Origin of the sequence: Chryseotalea sp. WA131a (assembly GCA_025370075.1) — a bacterium.
In the GTDB taxonomy this organism is placed as follows: Bacteria; Bacteroidota; Bacteroidia; order Cytophagales; family Cyclobacteriaceae; genus ELB16-189.
Genome location: CP073016.1, coordinates 2,370,162 through 2,391,821, shown reverse-complemented (window position 1 = coordinate 2,391,821; position 21,660 = coordinate 2,370,162). Strand labels below are relative to the sequence as shown.

The window sequence follows — 21,660 nt, the reverse complement described above, 5'->3', positions numbered from 1 at the left end:
ACAATACTTTGCCATTTTAAAAATACCTTTTGTCTCTGGCTTGCCTTTATTTCCTTGAAAGGAGAATAGTTAGTGTGGCTTGTTACTACTACTTTTGAAGTTGGATATAGACGTAATGTGTTCGATTGAATTCAAGGCTTCAGGCTTCAGGCCGCATGCTTCAAGATCTTTGGGCAAGAGGATGGTTTCCGAATTAAGAGGTAAACAGCTTGTAGCTTGCGGCCTGTGGTTCATACTATATTTTGTCGTTTCGATTGCTAACGGGCAAACAGCCAACAATTGGATCAACTTCAATCAGTCTTATTTTAAAATCCCTGTTTCGAAAGACGGTATTTATCGCATTACCTATTCTGACTTACAGTCTGCCAATTTTCCGGTCAATTCAGTTGACCCCCGCTTGATTCAGATTTTTCATCGGGGTGTAGAGCAAGCCATTTTCGTGCAAGGTGAAAGCGATGCAGTATTTAATATCAACGATTTCATCGAATTTTTTGGCCAACGAAATGATGGCACGTTGGATGGGAAACTGTATCAGCCTGCCTCCGCTCAGCTAAATCCAAACTATAATTTATACAGCGATACTACGGCCTATTTTTTAACCTATCGGTTGATACCACCTGCGGGCAAACGGATGGATTTATTTTCTGAAGTGAATGTGACAAACATCCCTAAAGAAATTTCGCACAATGAACAGCGGATGCGATTGATCACTGGTTTTTATAGCGGAGGATTTAAGCAAGGAGATGAATTGCAATTTACCTCATTTGATCAAGGGGAAGGTTGGACTGGCCAGCCAATCAAACAAAATGAATCGGTAGATTATGTGGTAGACTTGATAACCAATTCGGTACCTGTCGTGAGCCCTCCGCAATTAGAAATGCTAGTGGTTGGGTATGATGGATTTCAACACGTAGGCCAAGTACAAGTAGGTACAAGTTTGCGCACCGTAAGCAATTTAAATTTTTTTGGGTACGATACCCAAGTGATTTCAGTTCCTCTACAATGGAGCGATGTTTCAATTGATGGAAAACTAGCGGTTCGATTATCAGCTTCATCGGCTTCCAATAACCGCTTCCAAATGGCGGTCTGTTCTATAAAAGTTACTTTTCCCCAAAGCTTTAGTTCTGCATCGGCATCTGAAAAATTTTATTTCATCAATCCCAATCCAAGCAACAAATCATACATTGAAATTGATAACCCCGCCACTGGATTGCGTATGTGGGATGTAACCGATGAAAACAATGTCTATGTCATTGGTACTCGCACGGCAGGAAGTTCGTTGAGCGCAGTAGTAAATAATACGAGCATTTCCCGAAAAATTTTCACCAGCAATGCAGTAAACACCGCTAGCGTAAAGCCGATTTCATTTAGAAATTTAGCCGGGACGAAAGCTAATTTTATTGTTATTACCCACCGAAGTTTGACACAAGCTTCGGGAGGTTATTCAAATCCTGTTCAAGCCTATGCCACTTATCGCGCCAGCGTGCAAGGCGGAAAGTATGATACGCTTACACTCACCATGGATCAACTCTACAATCAATTTAACTATGGAGAAACTTCTTCGTTGGCAATTTATGAGTGCATGAGATATTTGGTTGCAGTCAGTAATCCAAAATTTCTTTTTTTGATTGGTAAAGGGAGAGATATTTATTCTTATTCCGCTTATCAACGAAAGCCGCCAACTACTGGTGAGGTAAAGGATTTAGTGCCATCTGCCGGATTGCCAGGAGCGGATATGGCATTTTCGGCCGGCATAGGTGGCTCAACGTTTGATCCGAAAGTAGCAACGGGTCGTTTGCCTGCGATCAATTCGCTGCAAGTAGCATCGTATTTGAACAAAATAAAAGAGATTGAAAGCGCACCAGTTGCTGATAGCTGGAAAAAATCTGGCCTTCATTTAAGTGGAGGCATACAAGCTTTTGAACTTCCCCTTTTTCGAAGTTATGTAGATGGGTTCAAGCAAATTGCATCTTCTAATTTTTGGGGTGCTTCAATATCCACCATCGGTAAGCGCGATCCTAACCCCGTGCAGTTAATCAATGTGTCTGACCAAATAAATAAGGGCGTAAACATGATTACTTTTTTCGGGCATTCATCTCCTGGCACGATCGATATCGATATTGGCTTTGTGTCCGATCCCGTGCTCGGTTATAATAATCCTGGGAAATACCCCGTGTTCTTAATCAATGGATGCAATGCTGGAGCTTTCTTTTTAAATGGTGTTATTTTTGGGGAAGATTGGATTTTATCGTCTAATAAAGGTGCGCGAAATTTTATTGCGCACAGCTCATTTGGCTTCCCCAACACCTTGCGAGCCTACTCGGATTTATTTTATCAAGTTGGTTTTGCTGATTCTGTCTTTATCAAAAAAGGTGTTGGCGAAGTGCAACAAGAAGTGGCCAAACGATACCTTGGTTTATACGGCAACAGCATTTCTAGTGTAACACAAATTCAACAAATGATGATGCTGGGCGACCCGGCCGTGAAATTATTCGGCACTGCCAAGCCTGACTTTGCTATTGATGACACTTCTGTTTCTTTGCAAACACTAGATGGTGCACCGATTACCGCGCTCAGCAGTTCGTTTGGGTTGAAGATTATTGTGAAGAATGTGGGTGCCACAACGGGTAGGCCGATGCCTGTTCGAGTGGTAAGAACATTTCCTGACAATACTTCCGTTATGTACGATTCAATTTTTAACAGCCCTAAAAATCAGGATACAATTGTTTTTAAAATTAAGCGTGATGCAAAGGGCGGTGGACAAAATATTTTTTCAGTTACCATCGATCCGAACAATACCGTAGCCGAAACAAATAAACTCAACAATTCTACCGTTTTCTCAGCATTGATTCCATCCAACGCCACCAAAAATTTGTTCCCTGCGCCTTTTTCGATGGTTAATAAAACCGCCTCGACTTTTGTTTTTCAATCTACCAACCTATTGGCCGATAAAAGAGATTTTCAATTTGAGCTGGATACTACCAATGCCTTCAATAGCCCTTTTCTAAAAAAGCAAATAGCGAACGCAAAAGTGTTGGCAAAAATTTCTTTGAATTTGCTTTCGCGCGATTCCACCACCTACTATTGGAGAACGAGGTTAGATAAACCGACTGCAAGCGAAAGTGCCGAGTGGAATCTTTCTTCGTTTACCTACATCAACAATGGGCCAGAAGGATGGGGTCAATTTCAGTTTCCGCAATTGTTGGATAATGGAGTAGAAGGTTTATTAAAAGACGCGCAAGAGCAACAGCTCAAATATTTGGAAACAGTTATCCCTGTTTCCATTTCTACTTATGGTAGCAATTATTCACCACCTACATCAACTTCAGTAAGGATTAATGGAGAGGAATATAACCTTGGAAGCCAAGGGCAACCGTGCCGCACCAACACCATCAATATGATTGCTTTTGATAAAAGCACAGGGGTTCCGTATGCCGGCATTCCCTTTAATTTTCAAGATCCACGCACGTGCGGGCGCGAACCCCAAGTAATCAATAGCTTTTTGGTAAATGAAATGGAAACCGGATTGGGTGATGATTTGGTTACTGCCATCTCAAATTTGAAACAGAGCGACTCGGTAGTGTTGTTCTCCATTGGCAACCCATCGTATTCAACTTGGTCAACTGCTTTGAAAAGTAAATTGGCTGAATTGGGTATTGCAGCTACTCAACTGACATCCTTGCAAGATGGTGAGCCTCTTGTGGTGTATGGAAGAAAAAATGCTGTAGCCGGAACGGCTAAAATTTTCAGAACCGCTGCTTCGCCATCAACTCAACAATCGTTGATGGTAAACAAAACTATTTCAGCGCGTTTTTCTAGTGGAACATTAAAATCTTCTTTGATTGGTCCGGCCAACAAGTGGTTTTCATTCCGCGGTCAAGTAGTGAAAGCGCAAGTGGGTGATGCGTTTTCGTATCGGTTGTATGGGGTTCGTTTGAATGGTGTGGAGGATTTGTTGTTTGCTAATGTTTCATCCTCGCAAGATTTGTCGAGCGTTAGCACCGCGGTTTATCCTTATCTGCGTGTGGTGTTGCAAATGCAGGATCCAGTTAGCCTGACAGCGGTTCAACTAAAAAAATGGTTTGTTACATACGAAACAGTGGCGGAGGGCATTTTGGTATATAGGGGCAACAGTTCTCCGCAAACAGTGCAAGAAGGTCAGTCCATTCAATTACCATTTTCATTTGTCAATATTTCTACTAAAAATTTTGCAAGTCAACTCACCGTTACGGCTGCTATTGTTTCAAAAACCATTGGTGCAAGCAAACAATCGATGCTGATGATTGCACCGCCTTCACCCAACGATAGTACCAAGTTCCAGATGGTATTTGACACTAGGGGTAAAGTTGGTTTGAATGATGTTTCGGTTTTTGTTAACCCCCGAATTTTACCAGAGCAGTATTATGACAACAACGCTCTTTTATTAACGGATTATTTGAATGTAAAAAAAGATAATGATCCACCCATTTTGGAAGTGCGCGTGGATGGGCGAGAATTGGTAAACAACGATTTTGTTTCGCCCAACCCACAAATAGTAGTGGCAGTGAAAGACAGCAATCCGTATTTGTTTAAAACGGATACCATTGGCGTTACGTTGTTTTTGCAGTCGTGTGCGACTTGTAATTTTAAACCCATCTACTTTAAAGGATCGGATGTTACGTGGAGCCCTGCCACGGCCACTACCAACTTTCAGCTAAATTTCAATCCGATCAATTTGGCGCCAAATACCTACACACTTCGTGCCCAAGCGCAAGATGCGAGTGGAAATAAAAGTGGAGTCAAACCGTATGAAGTTAATTTTCGAGTAGCAGAGACCAATTCATTGGAATTGCGAAGCGTTTATCCCAATCCTTCTTCGGGAGCGTTTTATTTCAATTTTGTATTGAGCGGCAATGCGTTGCCGTCTGAATTTTCATTACAGATTTTCACCTTGGAAGGAAAACGCCTCCAAAATTTTACTACCAATGATGTGTCGTTGTTTAGAATTGGAATAAACGAATTAACTTGGAATGGTAGCGATGATAACGGCCAATTGATGCCTAACGGATTATATCTCTATAAGCTCAACTTACTGGTAGACGGAAAGAGCTACCTTCAGCAAGGAAAGTTGGCGATTGTTAAATAGCATTGTGTTGTTTAAAATTTTCTCGCTAGGCGTTAAACTTTATTCAACACAATTCCTCATATTTGATCTTTCAAATTCAAAAGCCGATGAAGCTCGTATTCTAACATTCCCGTGAGCCGCTCCAATTTTTTTAGGAGTCGGGATGTTTATGTTGGTCAATTGCCAGCCAGCTGAAAAGCCGCGAGGCGTTTTTCTACATTCTTTAATTTATTTTCAAATGACAGCTTCAACTCAAAAGGATTCTATATTTCAATTATTTATCAAAGCCATTAAAGGTGAAGAGCAAAACTTTACCCAAGGCAGTATCAACCGCGCTATTTTTCTATTGGCCATACCGATGATTGTAGAGATGGGCATGGAATCGATTTTTGCCGTGGTGGATATTTTCTACGTAAGCAAACTCAATAGCAGCGATGCCGTGGCTGCTGTAGGTTACACCGAATCGGTGCTCAGTATTTTGTATTCGTTGGCCATGGGTTTGGGCATGGGCGCTACTGCAATTGTTTCACGAAGAATTGGTGAGCAAGATAAAGAAGGCGCAAGCATTGCTGCTGTGCAGGCTATTTATTTAGCATTGGGCATGGCGTTCGTCATCAGCATTATCGGGATCTTTTTTTACAAAGATATTTTGGCCATGATGGGTGCCTCACAAGCCGTGCTTCAGTCTAGTTCTCGTTATGCTTTGTGGATGTTTGCAGGAAATTATACCGTAACACTTTTATTTTTGATCAACGCAGTGTTTCGCGGTGCAGGCAATGCTGCCATTGCCATGAAATCATTATTGTTAGCAAACATTCTCAACATTATTTTAGACCCCATTTTTATTTTCGGTTGGGGTCCTATACCCTCCATGGGCGTAGAAGGTGCTGCCATTGCAACCAATATTGGTAGGGGCGTGGGCGTTGCTTTTCAATTGTATTATTTGTTTGTCGGCAAGAGCATCATCAAAATCAAATGGGGCAAAATGCCGTTCAATCCTTCTATTATTTTAAACGTGGTGAAGGTTTCGGGCGGCAGTATTTTGCAATTCATTATCGGCTCTGCCAGTTGGATATTTTTAATGAAACTGATGTCCAACTTTGGTGACAATGCCGTGGCGGGTTACACCACTGCGATTCGAATTTTTATATTCACGTTGTTGCCCTCTTGGGGATTGGCAAATGCAGGCGCTACTTTGGTAGGGCAAAACCTAGGTGCCGATCAACCCGAGCGTGCAGAAACTTCTGTTTGGAGAGCAGCCTACTACAATGCATTCTTTATGGTAGTGGTGATGATTTTATTTTTAACTGTTTCACCGTGGATCATTGGCTTGTTTACAAAACAAGAAGAAGTAGTGTATTATGGTGTGCAAGCATTGCGTTATGTTAGTCTCGGGTATGTCTTCTATGGATATGGCATGGTGGTGATGCAAGCACTGAACGGTGCAGGCGACACCTATACACCCACTTTGCTCAATGTGGTTGGATTTTGGGTATTCCAAATTCCATTTGCGTATTGGGCGGCCATACATGCGGGCTTGGGACCCAAAGGAGTTTTTATTGCCATTGCGTTGGCAGAATCATTAATGGCCGTGGCAGGGATCATTATTTTTAGGAGAGGGAAATGGAAGACGATGAAGGTATAGTGTCGTTACAGAACCATAAAAAATTCTGAGTAGATAGGAGTGAAGAATCTAGAATATGGTTCTTCACCCTAACTCAGACCTTCAGTACCACTCACCCAATCCGATATACAACTGAAATGAATTGGGGGCAAAGCCAAAATCAATCGCAAGGTTTGTATTGGATTGTTTATTGAATTTAATTCGAAGGCCGGTTCCAATGGCGGGATTAATCCCATCGAGATTATTGTTTTGATCTGTGACGGATTGAAAATTAAGAAACCCTACTCCGCCAAATAGTCCATTGCGTGAAAGATCGAATCGATACTCGCCTTCTGCATACAACATGTGCCTTCCACGAAAGCGAGCCAACGGATATCCCCTTCCTGACCGCCCGGCAAATTCCAATTGCGTGCCTGGCAAGTTAAAATACGGAACTTTGCCGAACGACCCCCAATAAAAAGCAGAGACGGCAACGATTTTTCTTTTTTGACTATTCAATCTGAAGTAGCGTCTGCCATCTAAATAAAAGGAACTCCATAGCGCTTCATTGGACAGCCACGATGGGTTGACGCGCAGCGAAGCTTGAACATAAAGGCCATCGGCCGGATTAATGGAATTTTTGCGATTATCGTGTAGCAAGTTGAACAGAATGCCAGTAGCATCATAAGCCGACTGTGTACCAATGCCATACTTTTCGAAGTCACCGGGTTGGCGTGGTTCTTCGCTTACACCTACACTAAAGTTTCGGTCATAGAAAAACCCAAGACCACCAAAAAAAGCACTTGCTATTTTCTTGTTGGCAATAACATTAAATCGTAAGTTATTAAAGTTGAAGCGAAACTGATCTGAACGAGTAGTGCTGCTGCCGAGGCCGTAGGAGTACTGAGTGAGATTGCTAATGCGTGTTTCACCGGTTAAGTTCCACACATTGTGCGGTGTGAAAATGTTATACTTAAGTCCAAAGCCTTTATTGTCTGAAAAGTCAGTATAGGGCAAAAAGAATACGGTAGATAAATTTGTTTTTTCTTCTTTACCCAAAACAAAGGCAGCGTTGATAGAAGAAAATAGAATCTGTTTGCCACCTGAACTAGTGGTGGCAGGAATGATGGAAAAGGCCACTCGCTTTTTGCCTGCCGGTTTTGGTTTGGTAGAAATATGAAAGGCCTCTACTAAAACTTCAACAATGTCGGTTTGCTTGGTGGGATATTTGTTTTTGGTTTGAGAATGGCCACTAGGGCTAAAAAAGATTATTGCAACAATAGAACAGACAACAACCCGAAAATTAAACATGACTGTAAGACAGCCCAAAGATAAGTTAGTTTAAGAAGTCAATGATTGTGAAGATTTGATTGGATCAAAAAAAACCCCGCAAAAAGCGGGGTTTGCTCTCCCTCTTGGACTTGAACCAAGGACCCTCTGATTAACAGTCAGATGCTCTAACCAGCTGAGCTAAGGGAGAGTGTTGCTGGATTTGAGGCTGCAATATTACGGGATTGGCCGCCAATAATCAAAACAAGGCTTTAAATTTTGGGGATAATCAAATTGAAACCCTGACCAAATTAGCTACAGGCCCGTAAAGGGGTATTCCTGCGATGATCTTTTTAATCAAATCCTTACTTTTTTGGTTTTTTATCCATCGCTCTATCTTAATGGCCTCTGACTCTGATTGCCCACAATCCAAAACACATTTCAATTCCCATGGCCCATTTCTTCGGGTAAATGAATTTTTCCCTTTAGACGTATCATTGTGTTCCAGAAGCCGTTTTCGAAAATCAGAAGTATATCCAACGTAGTATTTGTCCGAAGAAGAAGAGTACAAGATGTAAATGTAAAATACTTGCACTTGATCTCTGATTAATCCCGCAAGTGCGGGACTCTTAACCAGCTGAGCTAAGGGAGAGTGTTGCTGGATTTAAGGCTGCAATATTACGGGATTGGCCACCAATAATCAAAACAAGGCTTTAAATTTTGGGGATAATCAAATTGAAACCCTGACCAAATTAGCTACAGGCCCATAAAGGGGTATTCCTGCGATGATCTTTTTAATCAAATTCTTACTTTTTTGGTTTTTTATCCATCGCTCTATCTTAATGGCCTCTGACTCTGATTGCCCACAATCCAAAACACATTTCAATTCCCATGGCCCATTTCTTCGGGTAAATGAACTTTTCCCTTTAGACGTATCATTGTGTTCCAGAAGCCGTTTTCGAAAATCAGAAGTATATCCAACGTAGTATCTGTCCGAAGACGAAGAGTACAAGATGTAAATGTAAAATACTTGCACTTGATCTCCGATTAATCCCGCAAGTGCGGGACTCTTAACCAGCTGAGCTAAGGGAGAGTGTTGCTGGATTTGAGGCTACAATATTACGGGATTGGCCGCCAATAATCAAAACAAGGCTTTAAATTTTGGGGATAATCAAATTGAAACCCTGACCAAATTAGCTACAGGCCCATAAAGGGGTATTCCTGCGATGATCTTTTTAATCAAATTCTTACTTTTTTGGTTTTTTATCCATCGCTCTATCTTAATAGCTTCTGACTCTGATTGCCCACAACAAATTTATTAATGAGTGAAACCTTGCAAGTTTCGCTGCGTTCTTTAACTTTGAAAATAAAAGTACTTTTATATGGAGAATAAATCCGTCCATCAAAACCTAGAATCCATACGCCAGTTAATGGAGCGGTCAGTAAAGTTTGTTTCGCTTAGTGGCCTTTCAGGTATTTTGGCTGGGATTTATGCTTTGATAGGAGCGGTGTTGGCCTACAGAGAAATTTATTCGGGTAGAGTAGTGCGCACGGTAGAATATTATAGAGGTCATTTCCCAATGGTTAAAAGTCTATTCTTGATCGCTACCTTGGTTTTGGCTGCATCACTGGTTACAGGCTGGTTCTTCAGTTATCGCAAAGCAAAAAAGTTAAAAACGAAAATGTGGGACAGCACCAGTAAGCGGTTGCTCATCAACTTGGCCGTGCCGCTATCGATTGGTGGTTTTTTTACCTTGATCATGGTCGATTATGGCTATTATAATTTAATCGCTGCTTCGGTGTTGTTGTTTTATGGATTGGCTTTGGTCAACGCCAGCTCAAATTTGTATGACGAAGTTCGTTACCTGGGTTATTGTGAATTGATTGTAGGTGTGTGTGCCGCGCTTTGGCCAGGTTTTGGGTTGTATTTTTGGGCGATAGGATTTGGTTTGCTCCACATTCTCTATGGTAGTATGATGTATAAAAAATACGATCGCTGATTAATTTTTGATTGTGAAGAATCCGTTCGAAAATCTAGATAAAGTGTTAGAACATCGGTTGCGCCTGCAGATTATTTCTGTATTGGCGGCCAACGAATCGTATGAGTTTACGGGCTTGAAAGAGTTATTGGATGCGACTGATGGGAATTTGGCCACGCACCTAAAAGCGCTGGAGCGGGAGAAGTATATTTCAATCAGCAAGTCGTTTATAGATCGTAAGCCAAACACGCGCTACAAAATTTCTGAAAGGGGGAGAGCCGCTTTCAAAAAACATTTGGACGCGATGGAAGAACTGATCAAACAACAGAAGAAATAATTTTTTTACCATTTAACTTTTAAATGCAAAGTACTTTTTAAAAATCATAAATCTAAAACCAAAAATTATCCTTATGGAAACCATCACACCATCGCCTAACCTTTTCGAGCGGCTCAACAATTGGATCAAAGAGTCGGTCACCATCAAACTGATGTCGATCGGCTTTTTAATTTTGATTTTGCTGATTCCTACTACCTGGATCGAGTCATTGATTGTTGAGCGACAGTCGCGGGCCGAATCAGTGGTGAAAGAAATTTCCGAAAAATGGTCAGGCGAGCAAACGGTATCGGGTCCTGTACTTATCATTCCATTTACCAAGCGTGAGAGAATTGATAAGGGAAAGGACGGTATTGAAATCAAGGAATGGATGGAGACAGCCTATTTTTTACCCAATAACCTCAACGTACAATCAAAAGTTAACTCCGAAGTTTTGTACCGAGGCATTTTTGAGGCAGCCGTGTATCAATCGGATATCAGCATGCAAAGCCAGTTTGATAAACCCGATTTCGCAAAACTGAATGTAGAAGAAAATGACGTGCGATGGAAAGAAGCACGGTTGGTGGTAGGCATCAATGACCTTCGGGGCATTAGCAAGAATCCGATAATAACTGCTGGAGGAATAGAAAAAACCTCAGAACCCTCCAACCAAATCGGGCTTTCCACCCAATTCCATAAATCGCCAAATGATAGCTATGAAGGAGAGCAAGCGGTTGTTCCTTATGCCCAATCATTCACTACCGAAAATGGGGTGGTTGTTCCCCTTCAGTGGACTACGGCTGAAGATTTTAAGAAAGACGTATTGATTACATTGGGATTGAAAGGAAGCACGCTTTTGTATTTTGTGCCAGTCGGTAAAACTACACATGTGAAAGTGGAAGGCGCATGGCCAAGCCCGAGTTTTACAGGAAATTTTTCTCCTTCAAAACGTGAAGTAAACGAGAAAGGCTTTTTGGCCGAGTGGGATATCCTCCACTACAACCGCCCCTTTTCTCAGCAATGGATTGGAGACGGGCAAAAACTTTCGGGTTCAGAGTTTGGTGTAAAGTTGCTGATACCGGTTGGCCAATATCAAAAAAGTATGCGCACAGCAAAATATGGCGTGTTGGTAATCTTGCTCACGTTCGTTGCGTTGTTTTTAGTCGAGATCATGCGTAAAGTTCGCATCCATCCCTTTCAATATATTTTGATTGGTGCGGCATTGATCATTTACCATTCATTGCTGCTTTCTTTCTCCGAACATGTGGGATATGATATTGCCTATTTACTAGCTACGATTGCCACCGTAACCTTGGTGAGTTTGTATGCCATAACCTTTTTGGTGACGCGTAAACTGGTGCTGATTTTCAGTTCGTTCTTGGCATTTTTCTACACCTTCATTTTTGTGATCATTCAAATGCAAGATTACTCGTTATTGCTGGGCAGCATTGGCTTGTTCTTGATTATTGCGGTGATCATGTATTTCTCCAAAAATATTCGGTGGTATAAGGAGGGGAATTAACTTGAGAATTTATCAATTTGAAAATGGAGTAAGGTATCTATTGGATTCCTAAATCGAATACTCCATTTTCAAATTAGCTCATTTTCAAGTTGAACTACTTCTTAAAAACAAAATACACCCACTGTCTCGTCAAAGCCCTAACTCATTTTCAAATTTTCAAATTGAGTAATTTTCAAATTATTTAACAAGTTTCTTGTACTTAATCCTCTTCGGCTGCTCATCGCCTAAGCGCTTGCGTTTATTTTCTTCGTATTCGCTAAAACTGCCTTCAAACCAAAATACTTGTGAGTCGCCTTCAAAGGCGAGGATGTGTGTACACACCCGATCTAAGAACCACCGGTCGTGAGAGATAATGACGGCACAGCCACCAAAATTTTCCAATGCTTCTTCCAATGAACGAAGTGTGTTAATGTCCAAGTCGTTCGTAGGCTCATCAAGCAATAGCAGATTTCCACCTTGTTTCAGTGCAATGGCCAAGTGTGCTCTGTTGCGCATACCACCAGACAGTTCCTTTACTTTTTTAGATTGATCGGTTCCGCTGAAGTTAAACTTGCTTACATACGCACGGGAGTTGATTTCTTTTCCGCCCACCATCAGCAGGTCACTGCCACCAGTGATGGCTTGGAAAACTGTATCCTCTGGTTTCAGATCATCATGCTCTTGATCTACATAAGCAAATTTTACGGTTTCGCCCACGGCAAACGTTCCTGCATCTGGCTTCTCCACACCTGTGATCATTTTGAAAAGTGTTGTCTTACCCGCACCATTCGGTCCGATAATGCCCACAATCCCAGCAGGAGGAAGGGAAAAAGTTAGATTTTCGTAGAGCAACTTGTCTCCATACGCTTTTGATACGCCATTCGCTTCAATCACTTTATTGCCCAAGCGCGGCCCCGGTGGAATGAACAGCTCCAGTTTCTCTTCTTTCTCTCGGGTCTCCTGACTGATTAATTTTTCGTAGTTGCTCAAGCGCGCTTTTCCTTTTGCTTGTCGGCCTTTCGGGTTCATGCGCACCCATTCCAACTCACGCTCCAATGCTTTTTGTCTTTTCGATTCTGACTTTTCTTCTTGCGCTAACCGTTTTTGCTTTTGATCGAGCCAGCTCGAATAATTTCCTTTCCACGGAATTCCCTCACCACGATCTAATTCCAAAATCCAGCCCGCCACGTTATCTAAAAAGTAACGATCGTGCGTTACCGCGATCACTGTGCCTTTGTATTGTTTCAAGTGTTGTTCCAGCCAATAGACAGATTCGGCATCCAAGTGGTTGGTTGGTTCATCCAGCAACAACACATCGGGTTCTTGCAACAACAATCGGCACAACGCCACACGTCTTTTTTCACCACCCGATAGCACTTCTATTTTTGCATCCGATGGGGGGCAACGCAGCGCGTCCATGGCACGGTCTAGCTTTGCATCCAATCCCCACGCGTCCACTGCATCCAGCTTATCCTGCACCTCTGCTTGGCGGGTAATCAGTTTGTCCATTTTGTCGGGGTTCTCCAGCACTTCGGGGTCGCCAAACTTTTCGTTGATGGCTTCAAATTCTTTTAGCAATGCCACGGTTTCCTTTACGCCTTCTTCTACAATCTCACGCACCGTTTTGGTTTTATCCAGTTGTGGCTCTTGCTCTAGCAAGCCTACGCTAAAGCTCAAATCCGAAACTACCTCGCCTTGAAATTCTTTATCGATTCCGGCTATGATCCGCAGTAGCGAAGACTTGCCCGAGCCATTGAGACCGAGCACACCAATCTTGGCACCGTAGTAGAAGCCGAGGTAAATATTTTTTAAAACTTGTTTTTGGGGCGGGTAAATCTTGTTTACACCAGCCATCGAAAAAATTATTTTTTCATCTGCCATAATCGGTAGTAGCTCGTTAGTGGGGCAAATATGGCTTTTTTAAGCCAATAGTCCACGCTTTTGGCCGTGCCAAGATTTTAGTTTTGGGGTTACTTTTTTTTAATTACCGCCATGCACCCACAGCTATTGACTATGCTGTATTTAATTCTATTTTTGCGGAAAATTAACAGGGGACGATATGTATTGGACACTTGAATTGGCTTCGTATCTGGAGGATGCACCTTGGCCCGCCACCAAAGATGAGTTGATCGACTTTTCTATCCGCTCGGGCGCACCGCTGGAGGTGGTAGAGAACTTACAAGAGTTGGAAGACGATGGCCAACCCTACGAAAGCATCGAAGAGATTTGGCCTGACTACCCGACCAAAGAGGACTTCTTTTTTAATGAGGACGAGTATTAGAAGAATTTAGAATTTGAAAGACAGAATTTAGAAGCCCTGCTGGTCGGGGCTTTTTTGTTTATCGTTAGCCGTAGTACTATACTCTTTTTCGAGCAGTATCCGGATGTCTTTTTCTATGTACGATGGCAGTGATAACCACCAATTGATGAAGTTCATCTACATAATAGTGAATTACGTATGGAAAAGTTTTTGTGTAAATCAGACGTATATTCTTGTATCGAATCGAATAAGCTGTGGGGAATTTCGTTATCCTTTCGAGTGCAATTTCAACCGCTAGCGAGAACTTTATTTCTAAGCCGTCCTTTTGTTCTTTGTACCAATTTTTTGCCTCTTGAATATCAACAATAACTTCATCAAAAAACTGTAGCCGATAGGCCATTAGATTTTACGATTAAGTTCAGTCAATAGCTCTTCAATAGGTCTAAGACGTTCAGGGTTATTGCGAATTGCATCCAGCCTTCTATCTATCAAATCTTTTTCCCATTGCGGTAATTCTTGGTCTAAGTTTTCAATATCTGGGTAGGCAGATTTGATAGATTCCCACTCTTCAACAGGTATGTAAACTCCTGTTTGGTTGCCAGCTTTATCTTTTAATATTTGCAATTTCATGGCAGGATTTTTTGTTGCGGTATTCAAAGATATAAAGTAAACCGCAAATTTTAATTGTTGAATTTTAACCTCAATACTTCTTTCCCATCAACGCCTCCGCCACCACCAAATCTTCATGTGTTGTAATCTTGATATTTTCATAGCTTCCTTCAAATAAAGAAATGATGTTTCCTGCGCGCTCGGCCACGCTGGCGTCATCGGTAAAGCTGTTGTCTTCTTTTTGTTCGTAGGCTTTTTTAATTAAGTCCACTTGAAAAGTTTGTGGCGTTTGTATCAACCGAAAGCGCGAACGGTCCACAGCTTTGGTATTGTCTTGGTCGGTCATGCGGATGGATTCTTTCAAGCGCACAGCGGCAATGGCGCATTTGTGAATAGCCGCCAATCGAAAACTGGCACCGATGATATCTTCGCTCACCAGTGGGCGTACCCCATCGTGTATGGCCACCAATCCTTCTTCAATTTTCTGTAAGCCATTCTTTACTGATTGAAAGCGCGTCTCACCACCTTTCTGCAAAAGGATGGGATACGTGAAATTGAATTTTTTGCAGATGCTGCGCCAGATTTCAAAATCATCTTCGGGCAACACCAATACGATCGGAATGGTGGGGGAGTAGCGGATGAAAGCTTCGAGGGTGTGCAGCAAAATAGGTTTGCCGTGCAGTTCTATAAACTGCTTGGGCAATGCACTTTTTATTCGGGTGCCTTTGCCACCGGCAACAATGAGGGCTGTTTCGCGGGTCAAGACAATTTCTTGTTAAGTGAAATGTATTCTGCTAAATTTAGAAGTAAAATTTAAAACAAACACAACGCTACCATGCTGATTTTACGAGTTCTTTTAATTGCCTTCAATGTTGCCCTTATCACCTATATGGTTTACAGACTGATGCAAGTGTACCGCTCCTACAGTTCTAACAAAGGTTGGATTTTGGCAATTGGGATTTTTTTGTTGCTATTGCCTACAACTATTTTGATGGGCTTCATAAAAGTCTCCGCCATTTATGTGCTCGTATACCCAGTGGCAATTGGGCTATTTCTTTTCTTCATTAAAGATGAAGCATAACCTACCACTGCTAATTCCGAATGCTTAAATGATTAACATCGCATCGCCATAAGTCAAGAACTTGTACTTCTCTTTCTTGGCGGTTTCGTAGGCTTTCATCACCAAATCAAATCCCCCAAAGGCAGCAGCCATCATTAACAAGGTTGATTCTGACTGATGGAAGTTAGTTACCAATGCACTGCAAATTTTAAATTCGTAGGGAGGGAAAATGAATTTGTCTGTCCAACCTTCTTTTTCTTTCAATCGGTTATTGGCCGATACGGCAGATTCTAATGAGCGCATGGTAGTAGTGCCAATGGCACACACTTTGTTTTTATTATCCAATGCTTGGTTCACAATTTTAACGGGTTCTGCACCCACAATAAAATTCTCTGAATCCATTTTGTGCTTGGTCAAGTCTTCCACATCTACCGCTCGGAAAGTACCTAAACCAATATGCATGGTGATGTTGGCCATGTCCACTCCTTTCAATTGCAAGCGTTTCACCAATTGTTTGGTAAAATGCATGCCAGCAGTGGGAGCGGAAACTGCTCCTTTGTTCTTAGCAAAAATGGTTTGGAAACGTTCTTTATCGGCAGGCTCTACTTTTCTTTTGATGTATTTGGGAAGTGGGGTTTCGCCCAATGTCTCCACCACTTTGTCAAAGGCTACCGAATCGCCATCAAACAAAAAGCGGATGGTTCTTCCGCGCGAAGTGGTATTGTCAATTACCTCGGCCACTAAATCGCCATCGCCAAAGTATAATTTATTGCCTACGCGGATTTTGCGGGCAGGGTCAACAAGCACATCCCACAAATGCATTTCGGCATTCAGTTCGCGCAATAAGAAAACCTCTATTTTTGCACCAGTCTTTTCTTTGCGTCCGTACAAGCGGGCAGGGAAAACCATGGTATCGTTGGCCACCATCACATCGCCATCATCAAAATAATTAACGATGTCTTTAAAAATTTTATGTTCAATTTTTCCCGTGGCGCGGTGTAACACCATCATGCGGGCATCGTCTCTGTTTTCGGCTGGGTGGTTGGCAATAAGGCTGCTGGGGAGATCAAACTTGAATTCTGACAGTTTCATAAATAAGCTTACGGGCTTTTAAAGCACGGTTCGTTCCGTACTTTTAAATTTGAGGTTGCAAAAATAGGGATTTGTTTGGTACTTGAAATAAATTTAGAAATTGTTAACCCGAAAGGGGCAAAATTGCGTTAAAAAGCCATGCTTACACTACGTTTAATATTTGAGAGCCTAGGATTTGCTTGGCGAGCCTTAAGGTCGAATCTGCTTCGTACCATTTTATCACTACTGGGCGTAACCATTGGCATCTTTTCCATTATTGCCGTGCTTACCTTGGTTGATTCACTTGAACGGGACATACGAAACAGTTTGAGTACACTGGGTTCAGATGTCATCTACATCGATAAATTTCCATGGGATGGTGGCGGTGGCGGCCGCGACTGGTGGAAAAGTTATATCAAATGGCCAACTACTTCTTACAATGAATATCGGTTTTTGAAAGCCAACCTGCAACAAAATTCATCTATCTGTGTGTACGCGGAAGTGGGAAATGTAATTGTAAAGCGAAATGAAAGCAGTATTGGGCAGATTGAAGTCACGGGTGCATCGGATGGTTATGATAAGGTTTTTGACATTAGTTTAACCAATGGCCGATATTTTAGTGAGTCGGAATTGTCCTCTGGCCGAGATGTGGCGATTGTTGGATTTGAATTGGCCAACGCGCTTTTCCCCAACGGTGAAGATCCGTATGGAAAGCAGATTAAAATTAAGAACAAGAAGTTTGGTGTGATTGGGGTGATGAAGAAGAAAGGTCAAAATGCTTTTGGTGGCGATAATGGCGACTATGTATGTTATATTCCGTATGATGCTTTCCGAAAAATTTACCAAACCGGCACAGGCCGCTGGAATGAATTTCAAAGCCGCTCGATTGTAGGATTAAAAGGAAAGCAAGACGATGTAAGTCTTGTGGAGCTTGAAAATGAAACAAAAGGTTTGATGCGGGTAAAACGCGGGCTAAAGCCTTGGGACAAAGAGAATTTTGTGATGAACCGCCCAGAAGGGATTATGAAAGCAATCGCCCCCGTGTTCAATATCTTAACCATTGCCGGTTGGATCATCGGAGGTTTTTCGATGCTGGTTGGTGGCTTCGGCATTGCCAATATTATGTTTGTTTCTGTAAAAGAGCGCACAAGCATTATTGGTTTACAAAAATCATTAGGTGCTCAAAATTATTTTATCCTTACACAGTTCTTGTTTGAATCTATTTTCCTTTGCTTGTTGGGCGGTTTGGCCGGGCTATTTTTAGTTTACCTCATCACTTTTATCCCGTTGGGCAGTTTACAAATTGTATTGGGAGCGAAGAATATTATTTTGGGGCTTACTGTATCATCGGTAATCGGCATGATTGCAGGCATTGTGCCAGCAGCCATGGCTGCCCGGTTAGATCCAGTAATTGCCATTCGCGCAAATTGATTTTGGTTTAAAAAACGAAGTATGAAACTTCTTTTGTTCATGCTGCTCTTGTTGGTTCTTGAGAATGGCAGGGCAGTTAATGCTCAAGTAAAAGTCTTTAATATCCATGATAAAAAAGATGTTGAAAGCTTTTTAGGGAATGCAGAAAAGAAATCGGATTTGTCATTGGTAATTAAGAAAGATACGAGTCAGCAGTGTATGAACACTTCCCACAAACAACTGCTTTATCATTCTAACTATGGGGTGCCAAACTTGGGTCAAGAGGTACTCAGCAATGTCATAGCATTTCCAATCAGACAACTGCTATCATTTTCGCCTACTGCTACTGTAGCAATGCCAATCAATCGGCAGGGTAGAAGAAAAAAGTAGGAAGGTGGGGCAAGAATCTTACCCTTTCTTCACTGTAAAGAAGAACGTGCTTCCTTTACCAAGTTCACTTTCTAGCCAAATCTTACCACCGTTGCGCTCTACAAATTCTTTGCAAAGGATCAGGCCAAGGCCAGTACCTTTTTCGTTGGCAGTGCCACGGGTACTATAGCCGGTAGTTTTTTCAAAAAGTATTTTTTGAACTTCTGGCGCTATGCCCACCCCGCTGTCTTTCACTGATAGTATGTAAAAATCGATGTCCTCTTTTGCGGCAATGGTAATTTTATCTCCTGATTCAGAGAATTTAATGGCGTTCATGACCAAGTTCCTAATCACTAAATTGATCATGTCCTTATCGCCTGTTGCGATTAAGCTCTGGTCCACTAAATTTTCAATTTGCAACTTTTTTAGATGCAACGACTCAATCATGGCAACATTGGAGTCGATTAAGTCTTTCAGATTTATTTTTTCAACTTGTATCTTGAATTTGTCCATTTGCAAAAGTGCCCAATCCAATAAGTTATTGATTAACCTCCGGGTATGGTTAAAACGCAATTGCAATTCCTTACCAATTGTTTTAAATTCTTCTTCTGTGATCTGGTCTTTGTTCATTAAATCCAACACACCTGCTAGGGCATTCATGGGCGAGCGTAAATCGTGTGAAACGATAGAGAAAAATTTATCCTTCACTTGATTGAGCTGCTCCAGTTCGGCACTTCTTTTCTTAATTTCTTCTTGGTGCTGAAGCAATAATTTATTGATGCGAATTCTCCGTTGTCCGCTACGATAAACTGAGAACAATAGAATGACCGTAAGGGCCACTACAATTACCAGAATATTGCGAATCAAATCTTGTTTTTTGATCTGACCTTTTTGCAATTCTTCTAACCTAGTCAATGCTTTGATTTGTTCTTCTTTTGATTCTGTTTCAAAGCGAATTTCGCTCTGCAATAGCTTTGATTGCATCCCTTGACTGAAGAGACTGTCTTCGAGTTGTTGATTTTGCTTGTAAAAGGAAAGTGATTTTTTAAAGTCGTTCTTCGTTTCGTACAATTCTGATAGCTTTTGATAGCACTGGATTTCCAACGTCCACGCTTTTAGCTCATGCGCTTTTTTCGCACTTTTCAAAATGGTAGTTTCTGCTTCGGCAAACTTTTTTTGGTTGAGTAACAAAATACCTCTTCCTAGCTCTACTTCAGCCTGGCCAAACTCGCTCTTATTCTTTACAAAAAAATTATTGGCACTATCGTAGTAGGCAAAGGCCTTTACAATTTCGCCTTTCCCTGTATAAGCTTTCGCAATTTTGGTAAATGTGCCACCCTTTAGTTCGTTAATTCTTAGGTTTACTTTTTTAGCTTTTTCCAACGATTTCATCAGCGCAGCCAATGAAGAGTCGTACTGTTTTTTTCGGAGGTATATATCACCTAGCTCATCAAAATTGTAAGCCTCTCCTTCGTGATCATTTATTTCTTTGCTCATTTTTTCTGAAAGTCGCAGGTAGTCAATTGCCCGCTCGTATTGAGCAAGTTCTTTAAACACACCTGAAATATTATGTAGACTTATGGCTTGCTGAAGCTTTTCGTTCCTAAGCGAAGCGATGCGGTAACTCTGGGTATGAAAATAATACGCTTCATCAAATCTTCCCAATTTCATATTGTATGTGCCTAGATTATTATAACACGCAGAAATTTGAGAGCTATCCTTTAACTCGTAGGCAATTCCCAGCGCAAGGTTGACTAGCTTGGAGGCAGACGCATAATCTCCTTGGATACTATAGTAGCTACCCAAATTTATGTAGGTTAATGGCTTCGCCCATTTGTAATTTTTGGAATCAGCTAGTGTGGTTGCTTCTTTACCGTATTGAATGCTTTTATCAATATCTATAAATTGATATTCTTGAGAAACCACAATAAGAGCTCTAATTCGCAAGGAATCGGAGAGATTACCATTTAATAGGTTTTTGAGGCTATCAATTTTGCCTTGAGAAAAGCCACTGCTGGCAAATAAAATAGTAGAAAAGGTGAGGTGGATGAAACGTTTCACAACAATGATTATTCAGGCAATGTCAGTGTTTTAGGAATGATAAAATAGGTAATATTTGTTCAAAACTTACATCAAATTGATTAGTTACGACCATAATCGGTGCAACACTAATTGAACCCTGGCTCCAAAAAACAGTTGCGTAGCCGATTCAAAGGATTCCGTGTAGTCCGAAACGTAAAAATAATGCGAAATCTCGGATGAGCTATTTATCAACTGGTTAGCCGTTAGATATTCCTTTAATTTAGTGGCTACCACAATGGAGGAATCTAAAATGTAAACTTGATGATGAAAAAAATTTTCAATTTCTTTTTTGATTAAAGGGTAGTGTGTGCAGGCCAATATCAAGGCTTCTATATTGTGCAATAATGGATCTTGCAAGTATTGACCAATAATATCATGACTTATTTTATTATTGTAAAAGCCTTCTTCGATCATAGGTGCCAGCAACGGGGTAGCCAATTGTTGAAGTGATATGGATGGATCTAGCGCGGCTAACTTTTTTGAATAGATAGATGATTGAACCGTTCGCTTGGTGCCAATTAGCCCTACCCGCTTACCACTAAATTTACCTTTTACAAGCTCTACCATTGGGTCAATCACGTTTACTATATGTGCTTGGTTGCGCACATATTCTTTGAGCAATTCATACGCTGCCGAGCTAGCAGAATTACAAGCAATCACAATCACCTTGCACCCTTTTTTCAATAGCACTTCCGCAATCTTTATCGAGTAGGCTTGTATAGCTGCTTCTGATTTATCCCCATAAGGTAGGTGGGCGGTATCACCAAAATAGACCAAACTTTCGTTGGGCAGTGCTTTACGAATAGCATGAGCTACCGTAAGGCCGCCAATGCCGCTGTCAAAAATTCCTATGGGCGAGGTTGCATTCAATCCATGGCAAAAATAGAGAGGCTGTCTCAAAAGAGCAGCCTGTTTTGTTATTTTCAGAAAAAAAAGGGCAACCGAAGCATTCCTCTTTAGGTGCAAGTCGCTATCTCGCTGGTGTGTGCTAATCCAAAAGTAGTATTACTGCGCCCGACCAGGCGGTGAT

The 21,660-nt window shown here is 41.5% G+C and carries 19 protein-coding genes and 1 tRNA gene; 9 read left to right on the top strand and 11 right to left on the bottom strand.

The annotated features are described in order from the left end of the window. The first annotated feature begins 181 nt into the window (after positions 1 to 181). Entirely contained in the window at positions 182 to 5,125 is a 4,944-nt protein-coding gene (locus KA713_10695) for a hypothetical protein (protein UXE64975.1), read from the top strand. A 217-nt stretch (positions 5,126 to 5,342) separates the two neighbouring features. Continuing rightward, on the top strand, positions 5,343 to 6,749 hold the full coding sequence (locus KA713_10690) for an MATE family efflux transporter (protein ID UXE64974.1): 1,407 nt from the start codon (positions 5,343 to 5,345) through the stop codon (positions 6,747 to 6,749). A gap of 81 nt (positions 6,750 to 6,830) precedes the next feature. Here the strand turns inward: KA713_10690 and KA713_10685 are convergent, their stop codons facing one another. The 4 genes from KA713_10685 to KA713_10670 form a co-directional block, all read right to left on the bottom strand. Further along, positions 6,831 to 8,018 (bottom strand): hypothetical protein, encoded by a 1,188-nt coding sequence (locus tag KA713_10685; GenBank protein UXE64973.1) that lies wholly within the window; start codon positions 8,016 to 8,018, stop codon positions 6,831 to 6,833. 95 nt (positions 8,019 to 8,113) lie between these two features. After that, positions 8,114 to 8,187 (bottom strand) — tRNA-Asn (locus KA713_10680). 78 nt (positions 8,188 to 8,265) lie between these two features. Continuing rightward, positions 8,266 to 8,571 carry a GIY-YIG nuclease family protein gene (locus KA713_10675; GenBank protein UXE64972.1) on the bottom strand — a complete coding sequence of 102 codons (306 nt, stop codon included), beginning with the start codon at positions 8,569 to 8,571 and terminating at the stop codon, positions 8,266 to 8,268. Positions 8,572 to 8,706: 135 nt separating this feature from the next. Beyond that, positions 8,707 to 9,012: a GIY-YIG nuclease family protein gene (locus KA713_10670; GenBank protein UXE64971.1), complete on the bottom strand. Its 306-nt coding sequence runs from the start codon at positions 9,010 to 9,012 to the stop codon at positions 8,707 to 8,709. A gap of 346 nt (positions 9,013 to 9,358) precedes the next feature. On the opposite strand from KA713_10670, the gene KA713_10665 reads away from it, so the two are divergent. From KA713_10665 to creD, 3 genes are all read left to right on the top strand, one after another. After that, positions 9,359 to 9,976 (top strand): hypothetical protein, encoded by a 618-nt coding sequence (locus KA713_10665; GenBank protein ID UXE64970.1) that lies wholly within the window; start codon positions 9,359 to 9,361, stop codon positions 9,974 to 9,976. A gap of 13 nt (positions 9,977 to 9,989) precedes the next feature. Beyond that, complete coding sequence (locus KA713_10660) at positions 9,990 to 10,292, top strand: transcriptional regulator (GenBank protein ID UXE64969.1); 303 nt, start codon at positions 9,990 to 9,992, stop codon at positions 10,290 to 10,292. Positions 10,293 to 10,365: 73 nt separating this feature from the next. Further along, positions 10,366 to 11,790 (top strand): cell envelope integrity protein CreD, encoded by a 1,425-nt coding sequence (creD, locus tag KA713_10655; GenBank protein UXE64968.1) that lies wholly within the window; start codon positions 10,366 to 10,368, stop codon positions 11,788 to 11,790. Positions 11,791 to 11,967: 177 nt separating this feature from the next. Here creD and ettA read toward each other — a convergent pair whose 3' ends face one another. After that, the gene (gene ettA, locus KA713_10650) at positions 11,968 to 13,650 is read right to left on the bottom strand and encodes an energy-dependent translational throttle protein EttA (GenBank protein ID UXE64967.1); all 1,683 of its coding nucleotides are present in this window, start codon (positions 13,648 to 13,650) and stop codon (positions 11,968 to 11,970) included. A 178-nt stretch (positions 13,651 to 13,828) separates the two neighbouring features. Between ettA and KA713_10645 the strand changes: the two genes are divergently transcribed. After that, entirely contained in the window at positions 13,829 to 14,050 is a 222-nt protein-coding gene (locus KA713_10645; GenBank protein ID UXE64966.1) for a DUF2795 domain-containing protein, read from the top strand. Positions 14,051 to 14,126: 76 nt separating this feature from the next. Here KA713_10645 and KA713_10640 read toward each other — a convergent pair whose 3' ends face one another. The 3 genes from KA713_10640 to KA713_10630 form a co-directional block, all read right to left on the bottom strand. Continuing rightward, a complete protein-coding gene (locus KA713_10640; GenBank protein ID UXE64965.1) occupies positions 14,127 to 14,429 on the bottom strand; it encodes a type II toxin-antitoxin system RelE/ParE family toxin in 303 nt (100 codons plus the stop codon). Further along, positions 14,429 to 14,659, bottom strand: a complete 231-nt coding sequence (locus KA713_10635) for an addiction module protein (protein ID UXE69099.1) — start codon at positions 14,657 to 14,659, stop codon at positions 14,429 to 14,431. The genes KA713_10640 and KA713_10635 overlap by 1 nt, the downstream gene beginning before the upstream one ends. Before the next feature lie 70 nt (positions 14,660 to 14,729). After that, positions 14,730 to 15,407, bottom strand: coding sequence for a 2-C-methyl-D-erythritol 4-phosphate cytidylyltransferase (locus KA713_10630; GenBank protein ID UXE69098.1), 678 nt, complete (start codon positions 15,405 to 15,407; stop codon positions 14,730 to 14,732). Positions 15,408 to 15,473: 66 nt separating this feature from the next. Here KA713_10630 and KA713_10625 point away from each other — a divergent pair, with 66 nt between their 5' ends. Next, on the top strand, positions 15,474 to 15,719 hold the full coding sequence (locus KA713_10625; protein ID UXE64964.1) for a hypothetical protein: 246 nt from the start codon (positions 15,474 to 15,476) through the stop codon (positions 15,717 to 15,719). A 24-nt stretch (positions 15,720 to 15,743) separates the two neighbouring features. On the opposite strand, the gene queA is transcribed toward KA713_10625, so the two are convergent. Then, the gene (gene queA, locus KA713_10620) at positions 15,744 to 16,790 is read right to left on the bottom strand and encodes a tRNA preQ1(34) S-adenosylmethionine ribosyltransferase-isomerase QueA (GenBank protein UXE64963.1); all 1,047 of its coding nucleotides are present in this window, start codon (positions 16,788 to 16,790) and stop codon (positions 15,744 to 15,746) included. Positions 16,791 to 16,928: 138 nt separating this feature from the next. Between queA and KA713_10615 the strand changes: the two genes are divergently transcribed. Together KA713_10615 and KA713_10610 are read left to right on the top strand one after the other, a co-directional pair. Beyond that, positions 16,929 to 18,200 carry an ABC transporter permease gene (locus KA713_10615; protein UXE64962.1) on the top strand — a complete coding sequence of 424 codons (1,272 nt, stop codon included), beginning with the start codon at positions 16,929 to 16,931 and terminating at the stop codon, positions 18,198 to 18,200. Positions 18,201 to 18,221: 21 nt separating this feature from the next. Next, entirely contained in the window at positions 18,222 to 18,569 is a 348-nt protein-coding gene (locus KA713_10610) for a hypothetical protein (protein UXE64961.1), read from the top strand. Positions 18,570 to 18,587: 18 nt separating this feature from the next. Here KA713_10610 and KA713_10605 read toward each other — a convergent pair whose 3' ends face one another. Together KA713_10605 and murI are read right to left on the bottom strand one after the other, a co-directional pair. Continuing rightward, positions 18,588 to 20,609 (bottom strand): tetratricopeptide repeat protein, encoded by a 2,022-nt coding sequence (locus KA713_10605; protein ID UXE64960.1) that lies wholly within the window; start codon positions 20,607 to 20,609, stop codon positions 18,588 to 18,590. Positions 20,610 to 20,693: 84 nt separating this feature from the next. Continuing rightward, positions 20,694 to 21,500, bottom strand: a complete 807-nt coding sequence (murI, locus tag KA713_10600; protein ID UXE69097.1) for a glutamate racemase — start codon at positions 21,498 to 21,500, stop codon at positions 20,694 to 20,696. Positions 21,501 to 21,660 lie beyond the last annotated feature (160 nt).